The sequence below is a fragment of the Mesorhizobium sp. M0621 genome (assembly GCF_040320745.1).
In the GTDB taxonomy this organism is placed as follows: Bacteria; Pseudomonadota; Alphaproteobacteria; order Rhizobiales; family Rhizobiaceae; genus Mesorhizobium.
This window is the reverse complement of sequence record NZ_JAMYQF010000023.1, coordinates 1-20,313: the sequence shown is the minus strand read 5'-3', so window position 1 is coordinate 20,313 and position 20,313 is coordinate 1. Positions and strand designations below refer to the sequence as shown.

General features: G+C 62.1%; 18 protein-coding genes and 1 other RNA gene. 9 read left to right on the top strand and 10 right to left on the bottom strand.

Annotated elements, in window-relative coordinates; all coding sequences use genetic code 11:
• Nucleotides 1–5 precede the first annotated feature (5 nt).
• The 8 genes from NKI38_RS17540 to ffs form a co-directional block, all read right to left on the bottom strand.
• The gene (locus tag NKI38_RS17540; protein WP_352659493.1) at nt 6–1,649 is read right to left on the bottom strand and encodes an ABC transporter substrate-binding protein; all 1,644 of its coding nucleotides are present in this window, start codon (nt 1,647–1,649) and stop codon (nt 6–8) included.
• Nucleotides 1,650–1,909: 260 nt separating this feature from the next.
• Entirely contained in the window at nt 1,910–3,244 is a 1,335-nt protein-coding gene (locus tag NKI38_RS17535) for a lytic murein transglycosylase (RefSeq protein ID WP_352659492.1), read from the bottom strand.
• Between the two features lie 26 nt (nt 3,245–3,270).
• The gene (recR, locus tag NKI38_RS17530) at nt 3,271–3,876 is read right to left on the bottom strand and encodes a recombination mediator RecR (protein WP_352659491.1); all 606 of its coding nucleotides are present in this window, start codon (nt 3,874–3,876) and stop codon (nt 3,271–3,273) included.
• Between the two features lie 235 nt (nt 3,877–4,111).
• Complete coding sequence (locus tag NKI38_RS17525) at nt 4,112–5,035, bottom strand: cell wall hydrolase (RefSeq protein ID WP_352659490.1); 924 nt, start codon at nt 5,033–5,035, stop codon at nt 4,112–4,114.
• 134 nt (nt 5,036–5,169) lie between these two features.
• Entirely contained in the window at nt 5,170–5,577 is a 408-nt protein-coding gene (locus NKI38_RS17520) for a hypothetical protein (protein WP_352659489.1), read from the bottom strand.
• A gap of 29 nt (nt 5,578–5,606) precedes the next feature.
• Nucleotides 5,607–5,930 (bottom strand): YbaB/EbfC family nucleoid-associated protein, encoded by a 324-nt coding sequence (locus tag NKI38_RS17515; protein WP_013527931.1) that lies wholly within the window; start codon nt 5,928–5,930, stop codon nt 5,607–5,609.
• Nucleotides 5,931–5,960: 30 nt separating this feature from the next.
• Nucleotides 5,961–7,778 carry a DNA polymerase III subunit gamma/tau gene (locus NKI38_RS17510; protein ID WP_352659488.1) on the bottom strand — a complete coding sequence of 606 codons (1,818 nt, stop codon included), beginning with the start codon at nt 7,776–7,778 and terminating at the stop codon, nt 5,961–5,963.
• Between the two features lie 105 nt (nt 7,779–7,883).
• Nucleotides 7,884–7,980, bottom strand: an RNA gene (ffs, locus tag NKI38_RS17505) — signal recognition particle sRNA small type.
• Nucleotides 7,981–8,152: 172 nt separating this feature from the next.
• Here ffs and NKI38_RS17500 point away from each other — a divergent pair.
• Genes NKI38_RS17500 through NKI38_RS17490 form a run of 3 tightly spaced genes read left to right on the top strand, consistent with a single transcriptional unit; the run spans nt 8,153 to nt 9,891 of the window.
• The gene (locus NKI38_RS17500; protein ID WP_352659487.1) at nt 8,153–8,572 is read left to right on the top strand and encodes an HIT family protein; all 420 of its coding nucleotides are present in this window, start codon (nt 8,153–8,155) and stop codon (nt 8,570–8,572) included.
• Between the two features lie 40 nt (nt 8,573–8,612).
• Complete coding sequence (gene nudC / locus NKI38_RS17495) at nt 8,613–9,554, top strand: NAD(+) diphosphatase (protein ID WP_352659486.1); 942 nt, start codon at nt 8,613–8,615, stop codon at nt 9,552–9,554.
• A 37-nt stretch (nt 9,555–9,591) separates the two neighbouring features.
• Nucleotides 9,592–9,891, top strand: a complete 300-nt coding sequence (locus NKI38_RS17490; RefSeq protein ID WP_352659485.1) for a Dabb family protein — start codon at nt 9,592–9,594, stop codon at nt 9,889–9,891.
• 1 nt (nt 9,892) lies between these two features.
• Here NKI38_RS17490 and NKI38_RS17485 read toward each other — a convergent pair whose 3' ends face one another.
• Nucleotides 9,893–10,756: a prephenate dehydratase gene (locus NKI38_RS17485; protein ID WP_352629819.1), complete on the bottom strand. Its 864-nt coding sequence runs from the start codon at nt 10,754–10,756 to the stop codon at nt 9,893–9,895.
• A gap of 43 nt (nt 10,757–10,799) precedes the next feature.
• Complete coding sequence (locus NKI38_RS17480) at nt 10,800–11,528, bottom strand: 3-deoxy-manno-octulosonate cytidylyltransferase (RefSeq protein WP_352659484.1); 729 nt, start codon at nt 11,526–11,528, stop codon at nt 10,800–10,802.
• Between the two features lie 192 nt (nt 11,529–11,720).
• Here NKI38_RS17480 and NKI38_RS17475 point away from each other — a divergent pair, with 192 nt between their 5' ends.
• The 6 genes from NKI38_RS17475 (at nt 11,721) to NKI38_RS17450 (ending at nt 20,213) form a co-directional block, all read left to right on the top strand.
• A complete protein-coding gene (locus NKI38_RS17475; RefSeq protein ID WP_352659483.1) occupies nt 11,721–12,410 on the top strand; it encodes a c-type cytochrome in 690 nt (229 codons plus the stop codon).
• A gap of 156 nt (nt 12,411–12,566) precedes the next feature.
• A complete protein-coding gene (locus NKI38_RS17470) occupies nt 12,567–14,444 on the top strand; it encodes an extracellular solute-binding protein (RefSeq protein WP_352659482.1) in 1,878 nt (625 codons plus the stop codon).
• Nucleotides 14,444–16,312, top strand: coding sequence for an extracellular solute-binding protein (locus NKI38_RS17465; protein WP_352659481.1), 1,869 nt, complete (start codon nt 14,444–14,446; stop codon nt 16,310–16,312). The genes NKI38_RS17470 and NKI38_RS17465 overlap by 1 nt, the downstream gene beginning before the upstream one ends.
• A 30-nt stretch (nt 16,313–16,342) precedes the next feature.
• Complete coding sequence (locus NKI38_RS17460) at nt 16,343–17,440, top strand: microcin C ABC transporter permease YejB (protein WP_352659480.1); 1,098 nt, start codon at nt 16,343–16,345, stop codon at nt 17,438–17,440.
• Complete coding sequence (locus NKI38_RS17455; protein WP_352659479.1) at nt 17,440–18,585, top strand: ABC transporter permease; 1,146 nt, start codon at nt 17,440–17,442, stop codon at nt 18,583–18,585. Before NKI38_RS17460 ends, NKI38_RS17455 begins: the two co-directional genes overlap by 1 nt.
• Nucleotides 18,582–20,213, top strand: coding sequence for an ABC transporter ATP-binding protein (locus NKI38_RS17450; protein WP_352659478.1), 1,632 nt, complete (start codon nt 18,582–18,584; stop codon nt 20,211–20,213). Before NKI38_RS17455 ends, NKI38_RS17450 begins: the two co-directional genes overlap by 4 nt.
• Nucleotides 20,214–20,313: the final 100 nt, after the last annotated feature.

The window sequence follows — 20,313 nt, the reverse complement described above, 5'->3', positions numbered from 1 at the left end:
CGGCGTTATTCTTTCGAGACCGGCCCGACGAAGTTGGTGTCGAAGCTCGGCCCGAGCGCAAAGCTCTTGAGGTTCTTGCGCAGGCCGGCCACTTCCAGCTGCTGGTGAATGATGACGAAGGGGCTGGTGTCGAGGATCTTCTTCTCGAGATCCTTGTACATATCGGCGCGCTTGCCCGCATCTTTCTCGAGCAGCGCCGCTTCCGTCTGTTTGGTCAGGTCCGGAATGTCCCAGGAGTTGCGCCAGGCAAGCGTATGGGATTTGCCGGCATCCGAATTGTCCGGGTTCGAGGCGAAGGTCTGGGCGTTGGAGTTCGGATCGAAATAGTCCTGGCCCCAGTTGCCGATATAGATGTCATGATTGCGGGCGCGGTATTTGGTCAGCGTCTGCTTGCCGTCGCCGGGAATGATCTCCAGCTTGATACCGGCCTGGCCAAGCGTCTGCTGGATCGATTCCGCCATGCCCGTCGTCGGCTGGCCGGTGCGAACGTCCATGGTTACGCTGAAACCGTCGGCCAGGCCGGCCTTGGCCAGCAATTCCTTGGCTTTCGCGACATCTAGCTTGAACGGATTCTCGTCGAGTTCGCCGAGCACGCCTTTGGGTAGGAAGGTCTGGTGGATCTCACCGATGCCCTTGAGAATGGTCGAGCTCAAGGCATCATAGTCGACCAGATACTTGAACGCCTGGCGAACCTCCGGCTTGGCGAGATTCGGGTTCTTCTGGTTGAGGCTGATGTAATAGACCGTCCCCTTGGGCGCGCTGGTGGTGGTCAGGTCGGCGTTCTTGGCGATAGCGTCGAGATCGTTCGGCTCGAGATTACGGGCGACGTCGATGTCTCCGGCTTCGAGCGCCAGGCGCTGGGCCGAGCTTTCCTTCATGTTGCGATAAATGACGCGGGCCAGCTTGGCCTTTTCGCCGTAGTAATTGTCGTTGCGCTCGAGGACGACGGCCTCGTTGGCCCGCCATTCGCGCAACTTGAAGACGCCGGAGCCGGCATAGCCGGTCTTCAGCCAGGCATTGCCGAAATCATTGTCCCATTTGTAGTCGGCGGTGGGTGCCGCGGTGACGACATGTTCCTTAACCAGCTTGGCATCGACGACCGAGGCGACCGTTGCCGACAGGCAGTTCAGCACGAAGCTTGGCGCATAGGCCTTGTCGACGGTGAACTGGAAGGTGCCGTCGTCGACCGCCTTGGCCTTTTCAGTGACGTTGTCGCCGCTGATACCGAACTGGCCGATGATGAAGGCCGGGCTCTTGTCGAGCTTGACGGCACGCTCGAACGAATAGGCGACGTCGGCTGCGGTGATCGGATTGCCGGAGGCGAATTTGAGACCGGGCTTGAGTTTGAAGGTGTAGACCAGACCGTCGTCGGAGACGGCCCAGCTCTCGGCGAGATCGCCCTTGACCTTGGAGGTGTCGTTGAGGTCGAGACGGACCAGCAGATCATAAGTGTTGCCGGTGACCTCGGCGGTCGACAGCTCGAATGCCTCGCCCGGATCCATGGAGATGATGTCGTCGATCGCGAAACCTTCGACCAGCGTGTCGGCGGGCGTGACCGCACCGGCTGGCGCGCCGGCCAGAAGCAGCGCGGACATGGCCGCACCCGCGAGCAAGATGCGGGAGCGTAGAGCAAACTTTTCCATCATCATCGTGATTGTTCCCTGTTTTGTTGTTTGTTGACCTGAGTTCCCGGCTCAGGGTTGCGGAATTCTTTTCGGGCCTGGAGACGACCCTCTGAGCTCTTACCGTTGCGGTTTTTGTCCAGTTGGTCAACACCATATCCGGCAGCCTCATGGCGGGCAACGAGCATTTATACGACGACTCATTGGGCCAGAAAGGCCGGCGGCCTGTCGACAGCCAGGCCAGCCAATCGAGGCTGCCGATCGAGAAAAATCTGTTAATTTCGGAGCTATTTCAGCGCGGCTACCAGGCCGGCGTCGGGAAAGCAGGTTGCGGCCTGGCCACTCTTGGCTTGCCACTTGCCGATCGAACGGCGGGTCTTGAAGCCGGGCAGCCCGTCGGCGCTGCCGACATCATAGCCCTTGGCTTCCAACGCCCGCTGCAGGGCGGCGATGTCCGAACGGTGAAGCCCGCCCACCGCGCCCCAGCTGCCGGCAAAATTCTGATCGCCATGGGCAATGCGATCAGCACCATGGCCGATGAACAGCGCGTAGAGGTCGCTGGTGTTGTATTCCTTCAGCACGTAGAAATTGGGGGTGGCGATGAAGGCCGGGCCGCTGCGCCCGGCCGGCATCAGCAGGAAGCCTTCGGCCTTCATTTCGCTGGCCGGAAACGGTTTGCCGCCAACGCGCTTGATGCCCATTGCCGCCCACTCGGAGATCTTCTTGCCCTGGTCCGGGCCTTCCAGCGCGCAGGAAACCGTCTCCGGCACGGTCACCTCGAAACCCCAGCCGCGGCCCTTCACCCAGCCATAGTGGACGAGATAGTTGGCGATCGAGGCCAGCACGTCCGGCGTCGAGTTCCAGATGTCGACACGGCCATCGCCGTCGAAATCGACGGCATGTTTCAGGAACGAGGTCGGCATGAATTGCGGCTGGCCAAGCGCCCCGGCCCAGGACGATTTCATCGCGCCGACCGGAGCCAGCCCGCGCTCGACGATTTCGAGTGCCGCCAGGAGCTCGGTGCGGAAGAAATCCTTCTTGGTCGACATGAACGCCTTGGTGCCCAGCACCTCGAAGGCGTCGTAAGGCATCTTCGCCGCGCCGTAGCCGGTCTCGCGGCCCCAGATCGCCAACAGCACTTCGCCCGGCACGCCGTAGCGCTTCTCGATCGCTGCAAGTGTCCCGGCATTGGTGGCTTCACGCGCGCGTCCGCCTGCCGTCACCGCACGAACCGTCTTCTCGGCGAAATAGGCGCCGGGCGAGCCGAATTCGGCCTGGTGCTGTTTCTGCGGCGTGGTCGCCTTCTCGCCCGGCTTGACCAAGTCGGGCAGCTTCAGATTGGGCTTGATGCCGTCGAAGGCGGCATCGAAGGTTTTTTTGGAAATGCTTTTCGCCTTGGCTTGCGGCCAGAGGTCGTTCTGCAGCCAGGCGCGGAACTGGTCGTCGATCTTTGCGGCGGAGGCGGGGGTGGAAAGAAAGACCGCGAGAAGAACTGCAAAAAAGGAAAACAGAGCCAATCTGAGAGGTTTGCGTTCCTTCACACCCCCCTCTGTCCTGCCGGACAGTTCGGCAGGACAGAGAGGGGTGCTTGGCACCAGCCTGAAAGGACGCGCAACAATCATGATCCGCACCCTCTCCCGTAACTTTGTCAAAACGCCGTCCGCGAGCGCAGCGCCGCGGCCAGCGTGCCCTCGTCGAGATAGTCGAGTTCGCCGCCGACCGGCACGCCATGTGCCAGCCGTGTCACCTTGATGTCGAAGCCGGAGAGCTGGTCGGTGAGGTAATGCGCGGTGGTCTGGCCCTCCACCGTCGCGTTGACCGCGAGGATGATCTCCTTGATCTCGCCACCGGCGACGCGGTCGACCAGCGAGCGGATGTTGAGCTGGTCGGGGCCGATGCCGTCGAGTGGGGACAGTGTCCCGCCGAGCACGTGATAGCGCACATTCATCGCCGCCGCCCGCTCCAGCGCCCACAGGTCGGAGACGTCCTCAACGACGATGATGGTGCCGGCCTCGCGGCGCGGATCGGTGCAGATCATGCAAGGATCGGATGTATCGACATTGCCGCAGGTCGAGCAGATGCGCACCTTGTCTGCCGCTTCGGCCATGGCGGCGGCGAGCGGCGACAGCAGCTGCTCCTTCTTCTTGATCAGATGAAGGGCGGCGCGCCTGGCCGAACGAGGACCCAGCCCCGGTACCTTGGCCAGGAGCTGGATCAGGCGTTCGATCTCGGGACCGGCGATTCGCTTGGACATCGCTCTGATCTAGAGCAATTCCAGGAAAAGTGCGAAGCGGTTTTCCCGGGAAAAGCGCGTAGAGCTTTCCCTTGGGAGTTGCGTCAAAACGAAAAGCTGGAGCGGTTCACCGTTTCCGCGAAACGGTGAACCGCTCCAGGATTTTTCAGAGCGCTTTGGAACATCTTGGAACATCCCACGTCCGCATCAACCGCCATATTGGCTTGGTGGACCATTGGGCGGACCATGGAGCGGATCAGTTGGTTTCGAGCGGCCGGCCCTGGCTGACGATCATCGCGCCGATGGCGTCGGTGTTCTCAGGTGTCGACTGGAACCCCATCGACGCCTCTTGCGGCGCGCTTTGAACCGAGGAGATGACCCTTGTGTTCAAGGTTCCGCCAAAACGTGCGGCATCCGGTTCCTCCATCGGCTCCTGCATCGCCACCACCGTCGGCTCCACCGAGACGCGCGCGGATTTCGCGGGCGGCGCAGCGGCCGCGGTCACATAGGTCTGTTGGGCAGGAGCGGATCGAACGGTTGCCGGCTTGATCGGAGGTACCGGCTCGGCGGAAGCAACCATCACCGGTGCGGCTGACTTCTGGGGCGCCGCCGAGGCAATGGCTACCTGTGGCTCATCCGGCAGCGGCTGCCAGTTGCGGCCGCGCTTCTCATAGAAGGCATTGCCACCGGCAACCATGGTGTAGTGCATGTTCTTGTAAGGGAAGCGCAGCCCGGCGGTGTGGAAATACATCGTGTTCTTCAGCTTGGCCTTGCGCTCGCCCTTGAGCACCGCGTCGGCGGCTTCCTCGACATCGGGCATCGCTCGCGAATTCATCGGCCTTGTCATGACGCCGGGGGCAAACTGCCCGCGCTCGCCCACCACCTCGCAGATGGTGCTGCCGTGGTTGCCGGAGCGGAGCCGGTTCATCACCACCGTGCCGACGGCGATCATGCCGTCGCGGCTTGAGCGGTTGGATTCAAAGAACATCGCCCGCTCCAGGCATTCCTTGTCCTTCGGCGTATGGCTGTAAGCCCGGGAGCTCAGGAAACTCGGCGTGATGGCGTCGGTCAGGCTGGCGACAGACATGCCATGTGAAGTGGTCTGACTGCAGGCAGCCAAAAACAGGGGTGAAATGACGGCGCCGAGCAACAGCGGCGTCTTCCATCGCGTGGCAATCAACAGGTAACCCTCTCACTTCCATGCCCGCCCCCAGGCTGCGGCAAGAATGAGACACTTTCGGGCAAAAAGATGGCCAAAACGTTATTACTGGAGCACTGTTGCCAAATTGGCACGGTTGCATGGCTTTATGCGGGCTACCGCACGGCTGCAATCACCACCGGCTGGCCAGGTTCAGCCTCTTCGATCTTCTCCGAAAACAGGCCGCGCCGGAGGAACAGCGCCCGCGCATCCCTGGCCGTCGGCGCGATCCTTGCCGGCCAGTCGCTTTCGATGAACTCGGCCTTGGTGAAGTCCGGATTTGTCTCGCTGGCCGCCTCCAGAAATTCGGCGATCTCCAGCACGATCGCGCGCTCATCCTTCGAAAGCGCCGACGTGCCGGCTTCGATCGACGAGCGATGGACGAAATCCTCGAACAGATTGAAGTAACCTTTGATGCCGACGAGATCGACGCCATTGTCGCAGTCAGCCAGGATTTCCAGGATCTCGTAGATCCTGTTGCGGATACGCTGCTCGATCAATCTTTCGGAGGGCTCTTCGGTCATGTCGATCACGGGGGGGCGCGCGCCGAATGCTAAAAGGGCAGTTTCATTCCCGGCGGTATTGGCAGGCCGGCCGTCAGCGCCTTGGTCTTTTCCTGCATGATCTGCTCAACCTTGGTCTTGGCGTCATTGTGAGCGGCGAGCACCAGGTCTTCCAGGATTTCGACATCGTCCTCCTTGAACAGGGACGGGTCGATCTTCAGCGACTTCATCTCGAATTTTCCGGTCAGCGTCACGTTGACCAGGCCGCCGCCGGCCTGGCCGGATGCTTCCAGCGTGGCGATCTCGTCCTGCATGGCCTGGAACTTGGCCTGCATTTCCTTCGCCTTGCCCATCAGGCCGAGAAGATCTTTCATGGTCCGGTCCTTTGCGGATTCGTGGCTGGATCAGGTTTCGTCGTCGTCAGCCGGCGGCTCGACCGGCACTTCGGCCTCAGTCGTTTCGGCTTCCGGCGCGTCTGGAATGCGCACGTCGATGATCTTGGCACCGGGAAAGCGCGCCAGGATGGCGGCCACCGTCGGGTCACTCTTGGCATCGAGGAAGGCGGTCTCGCGCTTGGCCGATTCCATTTCGGCAAGCGTCTGGCCACCCTCTTCCTTCGACAGCGAGACCAGCCAGCTGCGGCCGGTCCAGGCGCGCAACTTCGTCGTCAGGTCGTTGAGCAGCATCTTGGGTGCGTCGCTGGTCAGGCCGACGTCGATACGGCCGGGTTCGATGCGCACAAGGCGGATATAGCTCTTGATCTGCACCTTGAAGGCGATGTCGCGCTGCGCGTCGGCCAGGGCAATGATGTCGGCCAGCGATTTCAGCGGCGCCGATTGCGTCTCCACGACCGGCTCCGGCGGCGCGACGAAAGTGGCGGGGGCAGGCGTGGCTTCGACCAGCCGCATGGTCTGTGCGCCGCCCGACCCGGCAGGCATGCGCGTCTGCGTCACCGCGCTGGCGCCACCGCCATTGCCGGAATTTGCGGGCGCACCATTCGCGCGCGGCGCGCCATTTTGCACCGGCGCTGCGCCCTCAAGCGATCTCAACGCCTCATCCAGCGTCGGCAGGTCGGCGGCGTGCGCCAGCCGGATCAGCACCATTTCGGCGGCACTTACCGGCCGGTTGGAGGACTGGACCTCGGGAATGCCCTTGAGCAGCATCTGCCATGTCCGCGACAAGACCCTGACCGACAGCGTCCTGGCGAAATCCGCGCCCCGCTGCCGCTCGTCCTCGGAGAGCGAGGCGTCCTCGATGGCCGTCGGCACGAAACGCAGGCGGGTGACGAGGTGGTTGAACTCGGCAAGATCGGTCAGCACGGCCGCCGGATCGGCGCCGGTATCGTACTGCGCGCGGAATTCGCCAAGGGCGGCCGCCACATCGCCCTTCATGACATGTTCGAACAGGTCGACGATGCGAGCGCGGTCGGCGAGACCCAGCATCGCCCGAACCGCATCGGCGCTGACCGAGCCGGCGCCATGGGCAATCGCCTGGTCGAGGATGGAGAGCGAATCACGCGCCGAGCCTTCGGCTGCGCGGGCGATCATCGCCAGCGCGTCGTCGTCGACCGAAATGCCTTCCTTGGCCGATATCGAGGAAAGATGCGCGACCAGCGCGCCGGCGTCGATGCGCCTCAGGTCAAAGCGCTGGCAGCGCGACAGGACGGTGATCGGAACCTTGCGGATTTCGGTGGTGGCGAAGATGAATTTAACGTGCGGCGGCGGCTCTTCCAGCGTTTTCAACAGGCCGTTGAAGGCCTGCGTCGACAGCATGTGCACTTCGTCGATGATGTAGACCTTGTAGCGGGCCGAGACCGGCGCGTAGCGCGCACGTTCGATGATGTCCCTGATATCGTCGATGCCGGTGTGCGAGGCGGCGTCCATCTCGATGACATCGACATGACGGCCTTCCATGATCGCCTGGCAATGTTCGCCGAGCACGGCAAGGTCGACGGAAGGCTGGTCGACATCAGCGGTTTTATAGTTCAGGGCCCGCGCGAGTATGCGCGCCGTCGTGGTCTTGCCGACGCCGCGCACGCCGGTCAGCATCCAGGCCTGGGCGATGCGGCCGGTGGCAAAGGCATTGGTGAGCGTGCGCACCGTCGGCTCCTGGCCAACCAGTTCGGAGAAGTTCGAAGGACGGTACTTGCGCGCCAGCACGCGATAGGCGGCCGCCTTGCCATTCTCCAGGCTTTTTGGTCCCGAATTTCCGGCTTCGCTCATTCGCCCGTAAAGCTCCAAATGGCCGCGCCCGAAGGCGGCCGATTCCTGCGCATAGTCTCGCCCGCGCTGCAATGCGTCGTCAATGTCGCGAGAGGAGCCGATGAGGTGGGAGGCTGGAACAATGACCCGTTCCGGGCTCGTTAGGGCTGCTTCCTTCCGGACCTGACCCGGTTGGCGAGTGGATCGTCCACCACCAACCTCCCGCTGTCCATATCGGCAATTGTGCGATGAAATGCAAGTGCGCCGAATAAATCGTAGGAATATGGGATTGGCGCACCAAACCGTGAGGGGCGCAATGATTCGCTTGCAGCTCTCTTGCCGCCGCTCTAGCGTTCCTGCGTTTGAGGAAAACAAGAAAAGCAAGGGAAACGCCGATGTTGCCGGGCCTGAAGGCCGGATTCACGCTGGACTCCCGGCTGGAGGCGGACAGCGAGCAGTTGATGTGGCTTGGGCTATGCGAACTGCGCGTGATGAACGACCGCCGCTGGCCATGGCTGCTCCTGGTGCCACAGCGGCCGGGCGTGGAGGAAATCCACGACATGACGCCGCTCGACCAGGCAATGCTGACCTTCGAGACCAATATGGTGGCACAGGCGCTGAAGAAAGCGACTGGCTGCACCAAGATCAACACCGGCGCGCTCGGCAACATCGTGCGCCAGTTGCACATCCATATCATTGCGCGTTCGGAAGGCGATCCGGGCTGGCCCGGCCCGGTGTGGGGACATGGCCTGCGTGAGCCCTATCAACGTTCCGACCTGCGGCGGTTTGCCGAAACGATCAAGGCGGCGCTATAAGCGTCCCCCGTGTCCATCCCGCAACGTACCCAGAGTCTCCATGAGCTTCCGCCTGTTTGACGCGCCTTTGCGCGAGCCGAGCCAGTTCGTCGGCTTTGCCGGCAACACCATCGACCGGCAGTCCGAAAACCGCGCCGACGATTCCGTCGACAAGGCGCTCGCCGACCCGGCTACGCGACTGCTGTTGATGAATGGCGGCCGGCTCTATCTGAAGCTCGGGGATGGCGGCCTTGATCCCTGGTTCGGCGTGGCCGAAAGCCAACCCTTCAAACCATCCCTCGAACAGGGTGTTCTGCTCGGCTTTTCCGAAAACGGACCGGTGCTGGCCGTGCTCGCCGGCGTCGATCCAGAACAGCTTCCAGAAACCATCAAGGCCATCGACTATCGCTCCGTCTATATGCAAGGGCTGATCGACGAGGCGTCTGCCGGCGCGATGGCGCAAGGGGCGGCCCTGCTTGCCTGGCACGCAAGCCATCGCTTCTGCAGCAAATGCGGTACCGAATCGCAGATGCGGGCCGGCGGCTACAAGCGCCACTGCCCGAATTGCAGCACCGAGCATTTTCCCCGCACCGATCCCGTGGCGATCATGCTGACCGCGACGCGGGAGAAATGCCTGCTCGGGCGCGGCCGGCATTTCGCGCCGGGCATGTACTCCGCCCTTGCCGGCTTCATCGAGCCGGGTGAGACGATCGAAGCGGCGGTGCGCCGCGAGACGCTGGAGGAGGCCGGCATCAGGCTTGGCCGTGTCGTCTACCACGCCAGCCAGCCCTGGCCGTTTCCCTATTCGCTGATGATCGGCTGCTTCGGCGAGCCGCTCAACGACGATATCCAGGCCGACCTAAACGAGCTGGAGGACTGCCGCTGGTTTGCCCGCGACGAGGTGCGTTTGATGCTGACCCGGGAGCATCCCGGCAATTTGGTCACGCCACCGAAAGGCGCCATCGCGCATCACCTCATCCGCGCGTGGGTCGACAGCGAATGATAGCCGCGACTATTGAAAGACATTGCAGGAGCAGCACATGATCCGTCACACCGTCGTTTTCACGTTGAGGCATCCGCCGCATTCGCTGGAGGAAAAGAGGTTCCTGGTCGACGCCAAGAAAATCCTGACCGCGATCAGGGGCGTCACGCATTTCGAGCAATTGCGGCAGATCAGCCCCAAGAACGACTATCACTTCGGCTTCTCGATGGAGTTCGCCGACCAGGCTGCCTACACCAGGTACAACGACCACCCAGACCACGTCGCCTTCGTACGCGACCGCTGGGTGCCGGAGGTCGAGACCTTCATGGAAATCGACTACGTGCCGCTGGGCTGGTGATTTAGTCAGCGACCTTCCACTGCTCACGCGACTCGCTGGCCGGATAGACGCCCAGGATCCGCACTTCGCGCGAGAAAAAGCGAAGCTCGTCCAGTGCCAGCTTGACCAGCGGGTCGTCGGGATGGCCCTCGATGTCGGCGTAGAACAACGTCGCCGTGAAAGCTCCCAGCTGGTAGCTCTCCAGCTTAGTCATGTTGATGCCGTTGGTGGCAAACCCGCCCATCGCCTTGTAGAGCGCGGCCGGCACGTTGCGGACCCGGAAGATGAAGGTCGTCATCATCTTGACGTCGGGTGACGGGCGCTCGGCCCATTGCTTGTTCTTGGTCAGGACGACAAAGCGGGTGACGTTGCTGTCGGTGTCCTCGACATTTTGCTCGATGATATCCAGACCATAGAGCGTCGCGGCCAGCGCCGGCGACAGCGCCGCCATGGTGCGGTCCTTGACCTCGGAGACCATCTTGGCGGCGCCGGCCGTGTCGCCGGCGACGATCGCCTTCCAGCCGTTCTTGCGGATGTATTTGCGGCACTGGCCAAGCGCGTGAATGTGGCTGTGCACCGTCTTGATCTCTTCACGCCTGACGCCCGGCAGCACCATCAACTGGAAATGGATCGGCAGGAAATATTCGCCGACGATGTGGAGCTTCGATTCCGGTAGGAGATGATGGATATCGGCGACGCGCCCGGCGATCGTGTTCTCGATCGGGATCATGGCGAGATCGGCCTTCCCCGTCTCGACCGCGTTGAACGCGTCCTCGAAGGTCGGGCACGGCAACGGCTCCATCGATGGATAGACGTTGCGGGAAGCGGTGTCGGAATTGGCACCCGGCTCGCCCTGGAAGGATATTCTGTTGGTCTTTTCAGGCATGGCCAATTCTCGATTCAAGGGGTCTCAGCTTCGAAGGGATTTCTCAGTTTGCAAGGATGGTTCTGGCGCGTTCGAGATCTTCCGGCGTGTCGACGCCAAGCGGCAGCGACTGGACGATCTCGGCATCGATGCGCATGCCGGCTTCGAGCGCCCGTAGCTGCTCCAGCCGTTCGCGTCGCTCCAGCGGCGACGGCCTCAGCGCGACAAAACGCTCGAGCGCGGCACGGCGATAGGCATAGAGGCCGACATGATGATAGAGCGGCCCCTCGCCCCAAGGAGCTGTGGCACGGGTGAAATAGAGCGCCCTCAGCCTGGTGCCGAAGAGCGGCGAACCGACGATCTTGACGACGTTGGGATTGGTCTTCTCCTCGTCACGGACGATCTCGACACCGAGAGTAGCGATGTCCACCGCCTCGTCCTCGAACGGCCTGAGCGAGGCGACGATGATGCCGGGATCGATGGTCGGCAGGTCGCCCTGCACATTGACGATGGTTTCGACCTTGCGCTCAGGATCGAGCGCGACCAGCGCCTCGTGGATGCGGTCGGAGCCGGATTCGTGGTCCATGCGTGTCATCACGGCCTCGAAACCGTGTGCGCGCACCGCTTCCGCCACGCTTTGCGTGTCGGTCGCCACCACCACCCGGCCGAGGCCGGCCTCGGCGGCGCGGCGGGCGACATGGACGATCATCGGCGCGCCGGCGATGTCGGCCAGCGGCTTGCCCGGCAGGCGGGTCGAGGCCATGCGGGCCGGGATCAGGATCAGCGTGGACATGCGCGGTGCGAGGCGTCTCAAAGAGGACAAGGAAAGTGGCAAAAGGTCTCACTGGAAGCGCCCTTATAGGTGTTGCAACGCCGCAGCAAAAGACCTAGTTTCCGCCCGATTTGGCCGCCCTGGCAGGGCGGGTCGCGATACCGACGGACGGAGTGGACGGTTCGGTCCGCCGGAAAAGGGAGCAAGGGGCGTATGGATTCCACCGAAGTCAACAAGCTGCTCGCCGGGTTGCTCGGAACCGTTTTCGTGGTCTTCTCTGTCGGCATTGTGTCCGACGCGCTGTTTGCTTCGCCGGCGCCGGAAAAGCCCGGTTTCGCCATCGAGGCTGCGGAGCCCGCCGAAGGTGGCCCGGCCGCGCCTGCCGCCGAAGCCAAGCCGATCGCCGACCTGCTGGCGACCGCCAATGTCGAGCAAGGCGCTGCCGTCTTCAAGAAATGCCAGGCCTGCCATTCCGGCGAAAAGGGCGGACCCAACAAGGTCGGCCCCGATCTGTGGGATCTCATCGACCGTCCCGTCGCCGAGCATGAAGGCTTTGCCTATTCGGCCGGCATGAAGGAGTTTTCCAAGGGCGGCGCCGAGAAGTGGACGTACGACAACATCAACCACTTCATCACCTCGCCGAAGAAATTCGTGAAGGGCACCGCCATGGGCTTCGCCGGCCTGCCCAAGGACGAGGACCGCGCCAACGTCATCGCCTATCTGCGCACGCTGTCCGACAATCCCAAGCCGCTGCCGGCGCCAGGTGCCGCCGCCGACGCAACCGCGCCCGCCAAGCCGGCCGACGCAGCTGCTCCGGCCAAGCCGGCTGAAGGTGCAGCGCCCGCGAAACCGGCTGATGGTGCCGCGCCAGCCAAGCCCGCAGCGCCCGCACCTGCGCAATAACCGGATATCATCTCGACGACCTTGAAAAAGCCGGGTTCAGCCCGGCTTTTTCGTTAGGAAAACCGCATAGGCGGCGACAAAGCCGCGCATGGCGGTTTTCACGAGCGCCAAATCATCTAGATTGTCCATGAACGGGCATTGCGAAGAGGATAGTGCATGACGGTTGGCCGAACGCTTCTCAAGTCGATGCTGGCGGCAGTCCTTCTGACGGTGGGATTGCAGGCTGCCCGCGCCGATGAATGGCGCACCACCTCATCGCTGATCGGCGAGTCCAAATACGGCGACAACTTCCAGCACTACGACTACGTCAACCCGAACGCGCCCAAGGGCGGCACGCTGAATTCGGTAGTGCCCGGCACATTCGACAGTTTCAATCCATATATCGTGCAGGGATCGCCGGCCGCCGGCCTCGTCGGGTTCGGTGGCGGCCTGCTCTACGACACGCTGATGGAGCAGGCGACCGACGAAGGCAGCACCAGCCATCCGCTGATCGCCGATGCCTACAAATATCCCGCCGACTATTCCTCGGCGACCTATCGGCTCGACCCGCGCGCCAAATGGCATGATGGCCAGCCGATCACCGTCGACGACGTGATCTGGTCGTTCCAGGTGCTCAAGGCCAACAGCCCGCAATACAGCCGCTATTTCGACAACGTCACCGATGCGGTGGCGATTTCGGACCGCGAGGTCGAGTTCCATTTCAACCAGAAGGGCAACCGCGAGCTGCCCAAGATCATCGGTGATCTCGCTGTGCTGCCAAAGCATTGGTGGGAGGGCACTGATGCCAACGGGAAGAAGCGTGACGTCACCAAGCCGACGCTGGAAATTCCGCTCGGGTCGGCGGCCTACAAGATCGCCAGCTTCAAGCCGGGCTCGGAAATCATCTGGCAGCGCGTGCCGGACTACTGGGCGGCCAAGCTGCCGGTGAAGATCGGCCGCGAGAATTTCGATACGCGACGCTACACCTATATCCTCGATGACAACGCTGCCTGGCTCGCCTTCACCAAGGGCGGGCTGGAGGATATCAACCGCGAATACAGCTCCCGCAAATGGGCGACGGCCTACAATTTCCCGGCATTCCAAGCCGGCGACGTCGTCAAAAAGGACTTCCAGACCAAGGCGCCGCAACCGATGCAAGGCTTCGCCCTCAACCAGCGGCGGCCGCTGTTCCAGGACAGGCTGGTGCGTGAGGCGCTGACCATCCCGTTCGATTTCGAGAGCATGAACCGCACGCTGTTCTTCGGCTTCAACACCCGCACATCAAGCTATTTCCAGGGCACCGAACTGGCGTCGAGTGGGTTGCCGCAAGGCAAGGAATTGGAGATTCTGGAAAAATACCGCGACAAGCTGCCGCCCGAACTTTTCACCCAGGAATTCAAGCTGCCGGTCTACGATTCGCCTCAAGCGGAACGGAAGTACCTGAAACAGGCGGTCGATCTTTTCGCCAAGGCGGGCTGGGTGATCAAAGGCGGCAAAATGGTCAATGCAAAGACCGGGGCACCGTTCAAGTTCGAGATCCTCGGCTGGAACGACACCGACCAAGTGATCGCCAGCCCCTACGTCGCCAATTTGCGCAAGATCGGTGTCGACGCCACTTTGCGCATCATCGACCAGACGCAGTACATCAACCGCGTCAATAATTTCGATTTCGATGTCGTCACCGGGATTCTGCAACAATCGGAATCGCCCGGAAACGAGCAACGCGATTTCTGGAGTTCGAAAGCCGCCGACTCGCCCGGCTCGCGCAATCTGATGGGCATCAAGGATCCTATCGTCGACGCGCTGGTCGACCGCATCATCTTCGCCACCGATCGCGACGACCTCGTCGCCGCCACGCACGCGCTCGACCGCATCCTGCTGTGGAACTTCTACGTCGTGCCGCAATATTACCGTTCCGCGGTCTGGCTGGCCTACTGGAACAAGTTCGGTTTTCCAGATAAGCAGCCCGCCTATGTCGGCGCCGACATCGATTCCTGGTGGATCATTCCTGACAAGGAAAAGGCGTTGGCAGCCAAGTACAAGGGCGGCAATTGATGGCGGTCCTGCCCCGCCGCGATTTTCTCGCCCTCGGCGCGGCTGCCGCGGCTGCGGCCCTGCTGCCCGGCAAAGCCTTCGCCGAAATTGTGACCGGCACCAAGCTGCATGGCCTGTCGGCCTTCGGTGACCTCAAATACAAGCCTGACTTCACGCATTTCGACTACGTCAATCCGGATGCCCCAAAGGGCGGCCAGATGAATTTCGCACCGCCGAATTCGACCCTCAATCAGAGCTTTCTGACCTTCAACACATTGAATTCGCTGGTATTGAAGGGGGACGCGCCGCCGCGCACCGAACTCTGTTTCGATTCGCTGATGACAAGCGCGCTCGATGAGCCTGATGCGGTCTATGGCCTGCTCGCCGAGTCCGTTATCCTGTCACAAGACCGCAACGGCTTCCGCTTCGTGCTTCGACCGCAAGCGCGTTTCCACGACGGTTCGCCGCTGACCGCCGAGGACGTTGCCTTCGCGTTGAAGCTTTACAAAGAGCAAGGCCATCCGAACCTTTCCCAAGCGTTGCGGTATATGACGGAAGCGGTCGCGGTCGATCCCGCCACTCTCGACCTGACCTTCAATGGCGAACAGTCGGCGCAAAACATACTAGTGGTCGTGGCCATGCCGATCGTCTCCAAGGCCTTTTACACGGCCAATGATTTCGATGCCTCGACGATGACGCCACCGCTTGGATCGGGACCCTACAAGATAGGGCGCGTGGCGGCCGGACAGACTATCGAATATGACCGCGTGGCCGACTATTGGGGCCGTGACCTCCCAGTGAACTGGGGGCTCTACAATTTCGACCGCATCCGCATCGACTTCTATCTTGATCGGCAAGCGGCATTCGAAGCCTTCAAGAAAGGCGACACGCATTTTCGCGAGGAGGCCACCGCGCGTGTATGGGCAACCGGCTACGACTTTCCGGCGCTGAAGGACGGCAAGGTCGTCAAACGGGAATTTCCCGGCGAGAAGACGCCGGACATGCAGGCTGTCGCGCTGAATCAGCGTCGTCCGCAATTCCGCGATGAGCGGGTGCGACGGGCAATCGCCAGATGCTTCGATTTCGAATGGATGAAGCGGGCGCTGTTTTACGGCTCTTACGAGCGCTCTCAATCGAACTTCGAACGGTCGGATTACAAGGCCGAAGGCCTGCCCTCGCCCGCAGAATTGGCCCTGCTGGAGCCGTTTCGGGCCGAATTGCCGCCGGAGGTCTTTGGTGAAGCGGTAACGCAGCCCCTCTCCGACGGTTCGGGCCATGACCGCAAGCTGCTGGGCGAGGCTTCGAGATTGCTTGCGCAAGCGGGCTGGAAGCGCGCGGGCAGTTTCGTCGTCAACGACAAGGGGGAGCGGCTGCGGGTCGAAATGCTGGCGGAGGATGACGGCATCGTTCGCATCTACACCCCTTGGTCCGAGAATATGAAGGCGATCGGGATCGACGCATCGATCCGGCAAATCGATTCGGCACAGTATGAACAGCGGCACAGTGATTACGACTTCGATCTGGCCCTGCTGCATTGGTCGATCGGGGCGACGCCAACCGACGACGGACTGGAGATGCTCTATGATTCCCGGATGGCGAAAATCCCGGGGCAGCGCAACTATCCCGGTACGGAGAGCAAGGCCATCGACGCGCTGATCGTGGCGGCCGGCAAGGCGAAAAGCCGTACAGAACTGGTCACCGCGCTCAGAGCGCTCGACCGGGTCTTGCGCGCGCGGCTGGACTGGATTCCAACATACTATCTGGCGAATCACCGCGTCGCCTATTGGGACATGTTCGGCTTTCTCGAACAGAAGCCCGATTTCGGCTTTCCGGCCGAGACGCTGTGGTGGTTCGATAAGGGCAAGGCGGCAAAAATTGGCAAAGGCTGAGATGTTCGCTCAAGCAGGGCAAAAGGCCTGATGGGCGCTTATATCCTGCGCCGCATCCTTTTGATGATCCCGACGCTGTTCGGCATCATGGCGATATCCTTTGCCGTCATCCAGTTCGCCCCCGGCGGGCCGGTCGAGCAGGTGATCGCCAGGTTGACCAATCAGGGTGGCAGCGATCGCCTCGGCGGCGGCGGTGGCGACGCAGGCGGCGGCGCGAACTTCGATGCCGCCGGCGATGTCAGTTCGAAATATCGCGGCGCGCAGGGCCTCGATCCGGAATTCATCAAGAAGCTGGAGAAGCAGTTCGGCTTCGACAAGCCGCCGCTCGAGCGCTTCGGCATGATGCTGTGGAACTATATCAGGTTCGATTTCGGCGACAGCTATTTCCGCGACATTTCGGTGCTCGACCTGATCCTGGAAAAAATGCCGGTGTCGATCTCGATCGGGCTGTGGATCACGCTTTTGTCCTACCTGATCTCGATCCCGCTCGGCATCCGCAAGGCGGTCAAGGACGGCACTCCCTTCGATGTCTGGACCAGTGGCGTCGTCATTGTCGGCTATGCCATTCCGGGCTTCCTGTTCGGCATCATGCTGATGGTGCTGTTTGCCGGCGGGTCCTTCTGGGACTGGTTTCCGCTGCGCGGCCTCACTTCGGATAATTGGGATCAGCTGTCCTGGTGGGGCAAGATCGTCGATTATTTCTGGCACATGACCTTGCCGCTGACGGCGCTGGTGCTGTCGGCCTTCGCCACCACCACGCTGTTGACCAAGAACTCCTTCCTCGAGGAAATCCGCAAGCAGTATGTGGTGACGGCGCGGGCCAAGGGCCTGTCCGAACGGCAGGTGCTCTATGGCCACGTCTTCCGCAATGCCATGCTGATCGTCATCGCCGGCTTTCCAGGCGCCTTCATCTCGGCCTTCTTCACTGGCTCGCTGCTGATCGAGAACATCTTTTCCCTCGATGGCCTCGGCCTGCTCGGCTTCAGGTCGGTGGTCGAGCGTGATTATCCCGTGGTGTTCGCCAATCTCTACATCTTCTCGCTGCTCGGGCTGTTTGTCGGACTGCTGTCCGACCTGCTCTACACCTGGGTCGATCCGCGCATCGATTTCGAGCGGAGAGACGTCTGATGTCGGAGGCCACAGTCCCTGCTGAAGCGGCACCGGAGCGGATCGCCCGGCCGTTTCTGTCGCCGCTCAACAAGCGACGCCTGCAGAACTTCAAAGCCAACCGGCGCGGCTACTGGTCGCTGTGGATCTTCCTGGTCCTGTTCGTGCTGTCGCTGTTTTCCGAATTCATCGCCAACGACAAGCCGATCATCGCCTCCTACAAGGGCGAGATCCTGTTTCCGGTGCTGGTCGCCTACCCCGAGGAAAAATTCGGCGGCTTCTATGCCGTCACCGACTATCGCGACCCGGTGATCCAGGACGAGATCAACGCCAATGGCTGGATGATCTGGCCGCCGGTGCGCTACTCCTACCAGACGGTCAACAACGCCATTCCGGAGGCCGCACCCGCCAAGCCGTCCTGGCAATATGACGCCAAGACGCGTTGCAATCAGTATCCGCAAAGTGCGGCCGACCCTGCCTGCATCGTTGGCAACTGGAACTGGCTCGGCACTGACGACCAGGCACGCGACGTGCTGGCGCGTGTCATCTACGGTTTCCGCATTTCGGTGCTGTTCGGCCTGATCCTGACTGCCGGCTCGGCCTTGATCGGCGTCGCGGCGGGCGCCGTGCAAGGCTATTTCGGCGGCTGGACGGATCTCTTGTTCCAGCGTTTCATCGAAATCTGGTCGGCGATCCCGGTGCTCTATCTCCTGCTCATCGTCGCCGCCATCCTGCCGCCGGGCTTCTTCATCCTGCTCGGCCTGATGCTCTTGTTCTCCTGGGTGGCGCTGGTCGGCGTGGTTCGGGCCGAGTTCCTGCGCGCCCGCAATTTCGAATATGTCAACGCGGCCCGCGCGCTCGGCGTGCCCAACCGCACCATCATGTTCCGCCACCTGTTGCCCAACGCCATGGTGGCGACCTTGACCTTCATGCCGTTCCTGCTCTCAGGCTCGATCTCGACGCTGACCTCGCTCGACTATCTCGGCTTTGGCCTGCCGCCCGGCTCCGCTTCGCTCGGCGAACTGCTCAAGCAGGCGCAGCGCAACCTCAATGCGCCGTGGCTCGGCATTTCGGGCTTCATCGTCATCTCGCTGATGCTGTCGCTGCTGGTCTTCGTCGGCGAGGCGACGCGCGATGCCTTCGATCCGCGCAAGACATTCAGATGAGCGAAGCACCCCTGCTCAGCGTCCAGGACCTCAGCGTCGCCTTTGCGCAAGGCGGACAGCCGTCGACGGCGGTCGACCACATCTCGTTCGACATCGCCAAGGGCGAGACAGTGGCGCTGGTCGGCGAATCCGGCTCCGGCAAATCGGTCTCGGCGCTCTCGGTGCTGAAGCTGTTGCCCTATCCCAGCGCCAGCCACCCCTCGGGAAAGATCCTGTTCCAAGGCGCGGACCTGCTTGCGATGAGCGAGAAGCAGTTGCGGCAGGTGCGAGGCAACAAGGTCACGATGATCTTTCAGGAGCCGATGACCTCGCTCAATCCGCTGCACACGATCGAGCAGCAGATCGTCGAGATCCTGAAGGTGCATCAGGGCATGGCCGACCGACCGGCCAAGGCGCGCACGCTGGCCTTGCTCAACGAGGTCGGCATCCGCGATCCGCAAAAACGGCTCGACGCCTATCCGCACCAGCTGTCCGGTGGCCAGCGCCAGCGCGTCATGATCGCGATGGCGCTGGCCAATGAACCCGAATTGCTGATCGCCGACGAGCCGACGACGGCGCTCGACGTCACCGTGCAGGCGCAGATTCTCGAACTGCTGGCCGGCTTGAAGAGCCGCAAGGGCATGTCGATGCTGTTCATCACCCACGACCTCGGCATTGTGCGCAAGATTGCCGACCGCGTCTGCGTGATGACCAAGGGCAAGATCGTCGAAACCGGGCCGACCAAGGAGATTTTCGCCAATCCGCAGCATGCCTATACAAGGCATCTGCTGGCGGCCGAGCCGAAGGGCAAGCCGCCGGCCGCCAATGCCGCGGCCAAGCCTGTCATGACCGGCAAGGACATTAAGGTCTGGTTCCCGATCAAGCAGGGCTTTTTCCGCCGTACCGTCGACAATGTGAAGGCGGTCGACGGCATCGATGTCACCGTGCGCGCCGGCCAGACGCTGGGCGTGGTCGGCGAATCCGGTTCGGGCAAGACGACGCTCGGCCTGGCGCTGGCGCGCATGATCTCGTCGACAGGCACCATCCAGTTCAACGGCCGCGACATCAACCAGCTGACCTTCAACGCCATGCGGCCGCTCAGGCGCGAATTGCAGATCGTCTTCCAGGATCCGTTCGGCTCGCTCAGCCCGCGCATGTCGATCGCCGAGATCATCGAGGAAGGCTTGAAGATCCACGAGCCTAAGCTGTCGCCCGACCAGCGCGACGACAAGGTGGCGGCCGTGCTGAAGGAGGTCGGGCTCGATCCGGCGACCCGCAACCGCTATCCGCACGAGTTCTCCGGCGGCCAACGCCAGCGTGTCGCCATCGCGCGCGCCATGGTGCTCAATCCGCGCTTCGTCATGCTGGACGAGCCGACATCGGCGCTCGACATGAGCGTGCAGGCGCAGGTCGTCGACCTGTTGCGCAGCCTGCAGGCCAAGCACGACCTTGCCTATCTTTTCATCAGCCACGATTTGAAGGTCATCCGCGCGCTCGCCAACGACGTCATCGTCATGCGCAATGGCAGGATCGTCGAAGCCGGTCCTTCGCAGCAGATTTTTGAAAATCCGCAAACCGACTATACTCGGGCGCTGATCTCGGCCGCCTTCAAGATCGAGACGGCGCCGGTCGGCATCGTCAGCGAGTGACTTAGCAGGCTGCTGCAAAAGTCTGATCGTTGCTGATTTCGATATTCTTGGCGGGAGTATTGAGTTGCCCGCGCGATTTCCGGCGGGTTTGCAGCGCTGA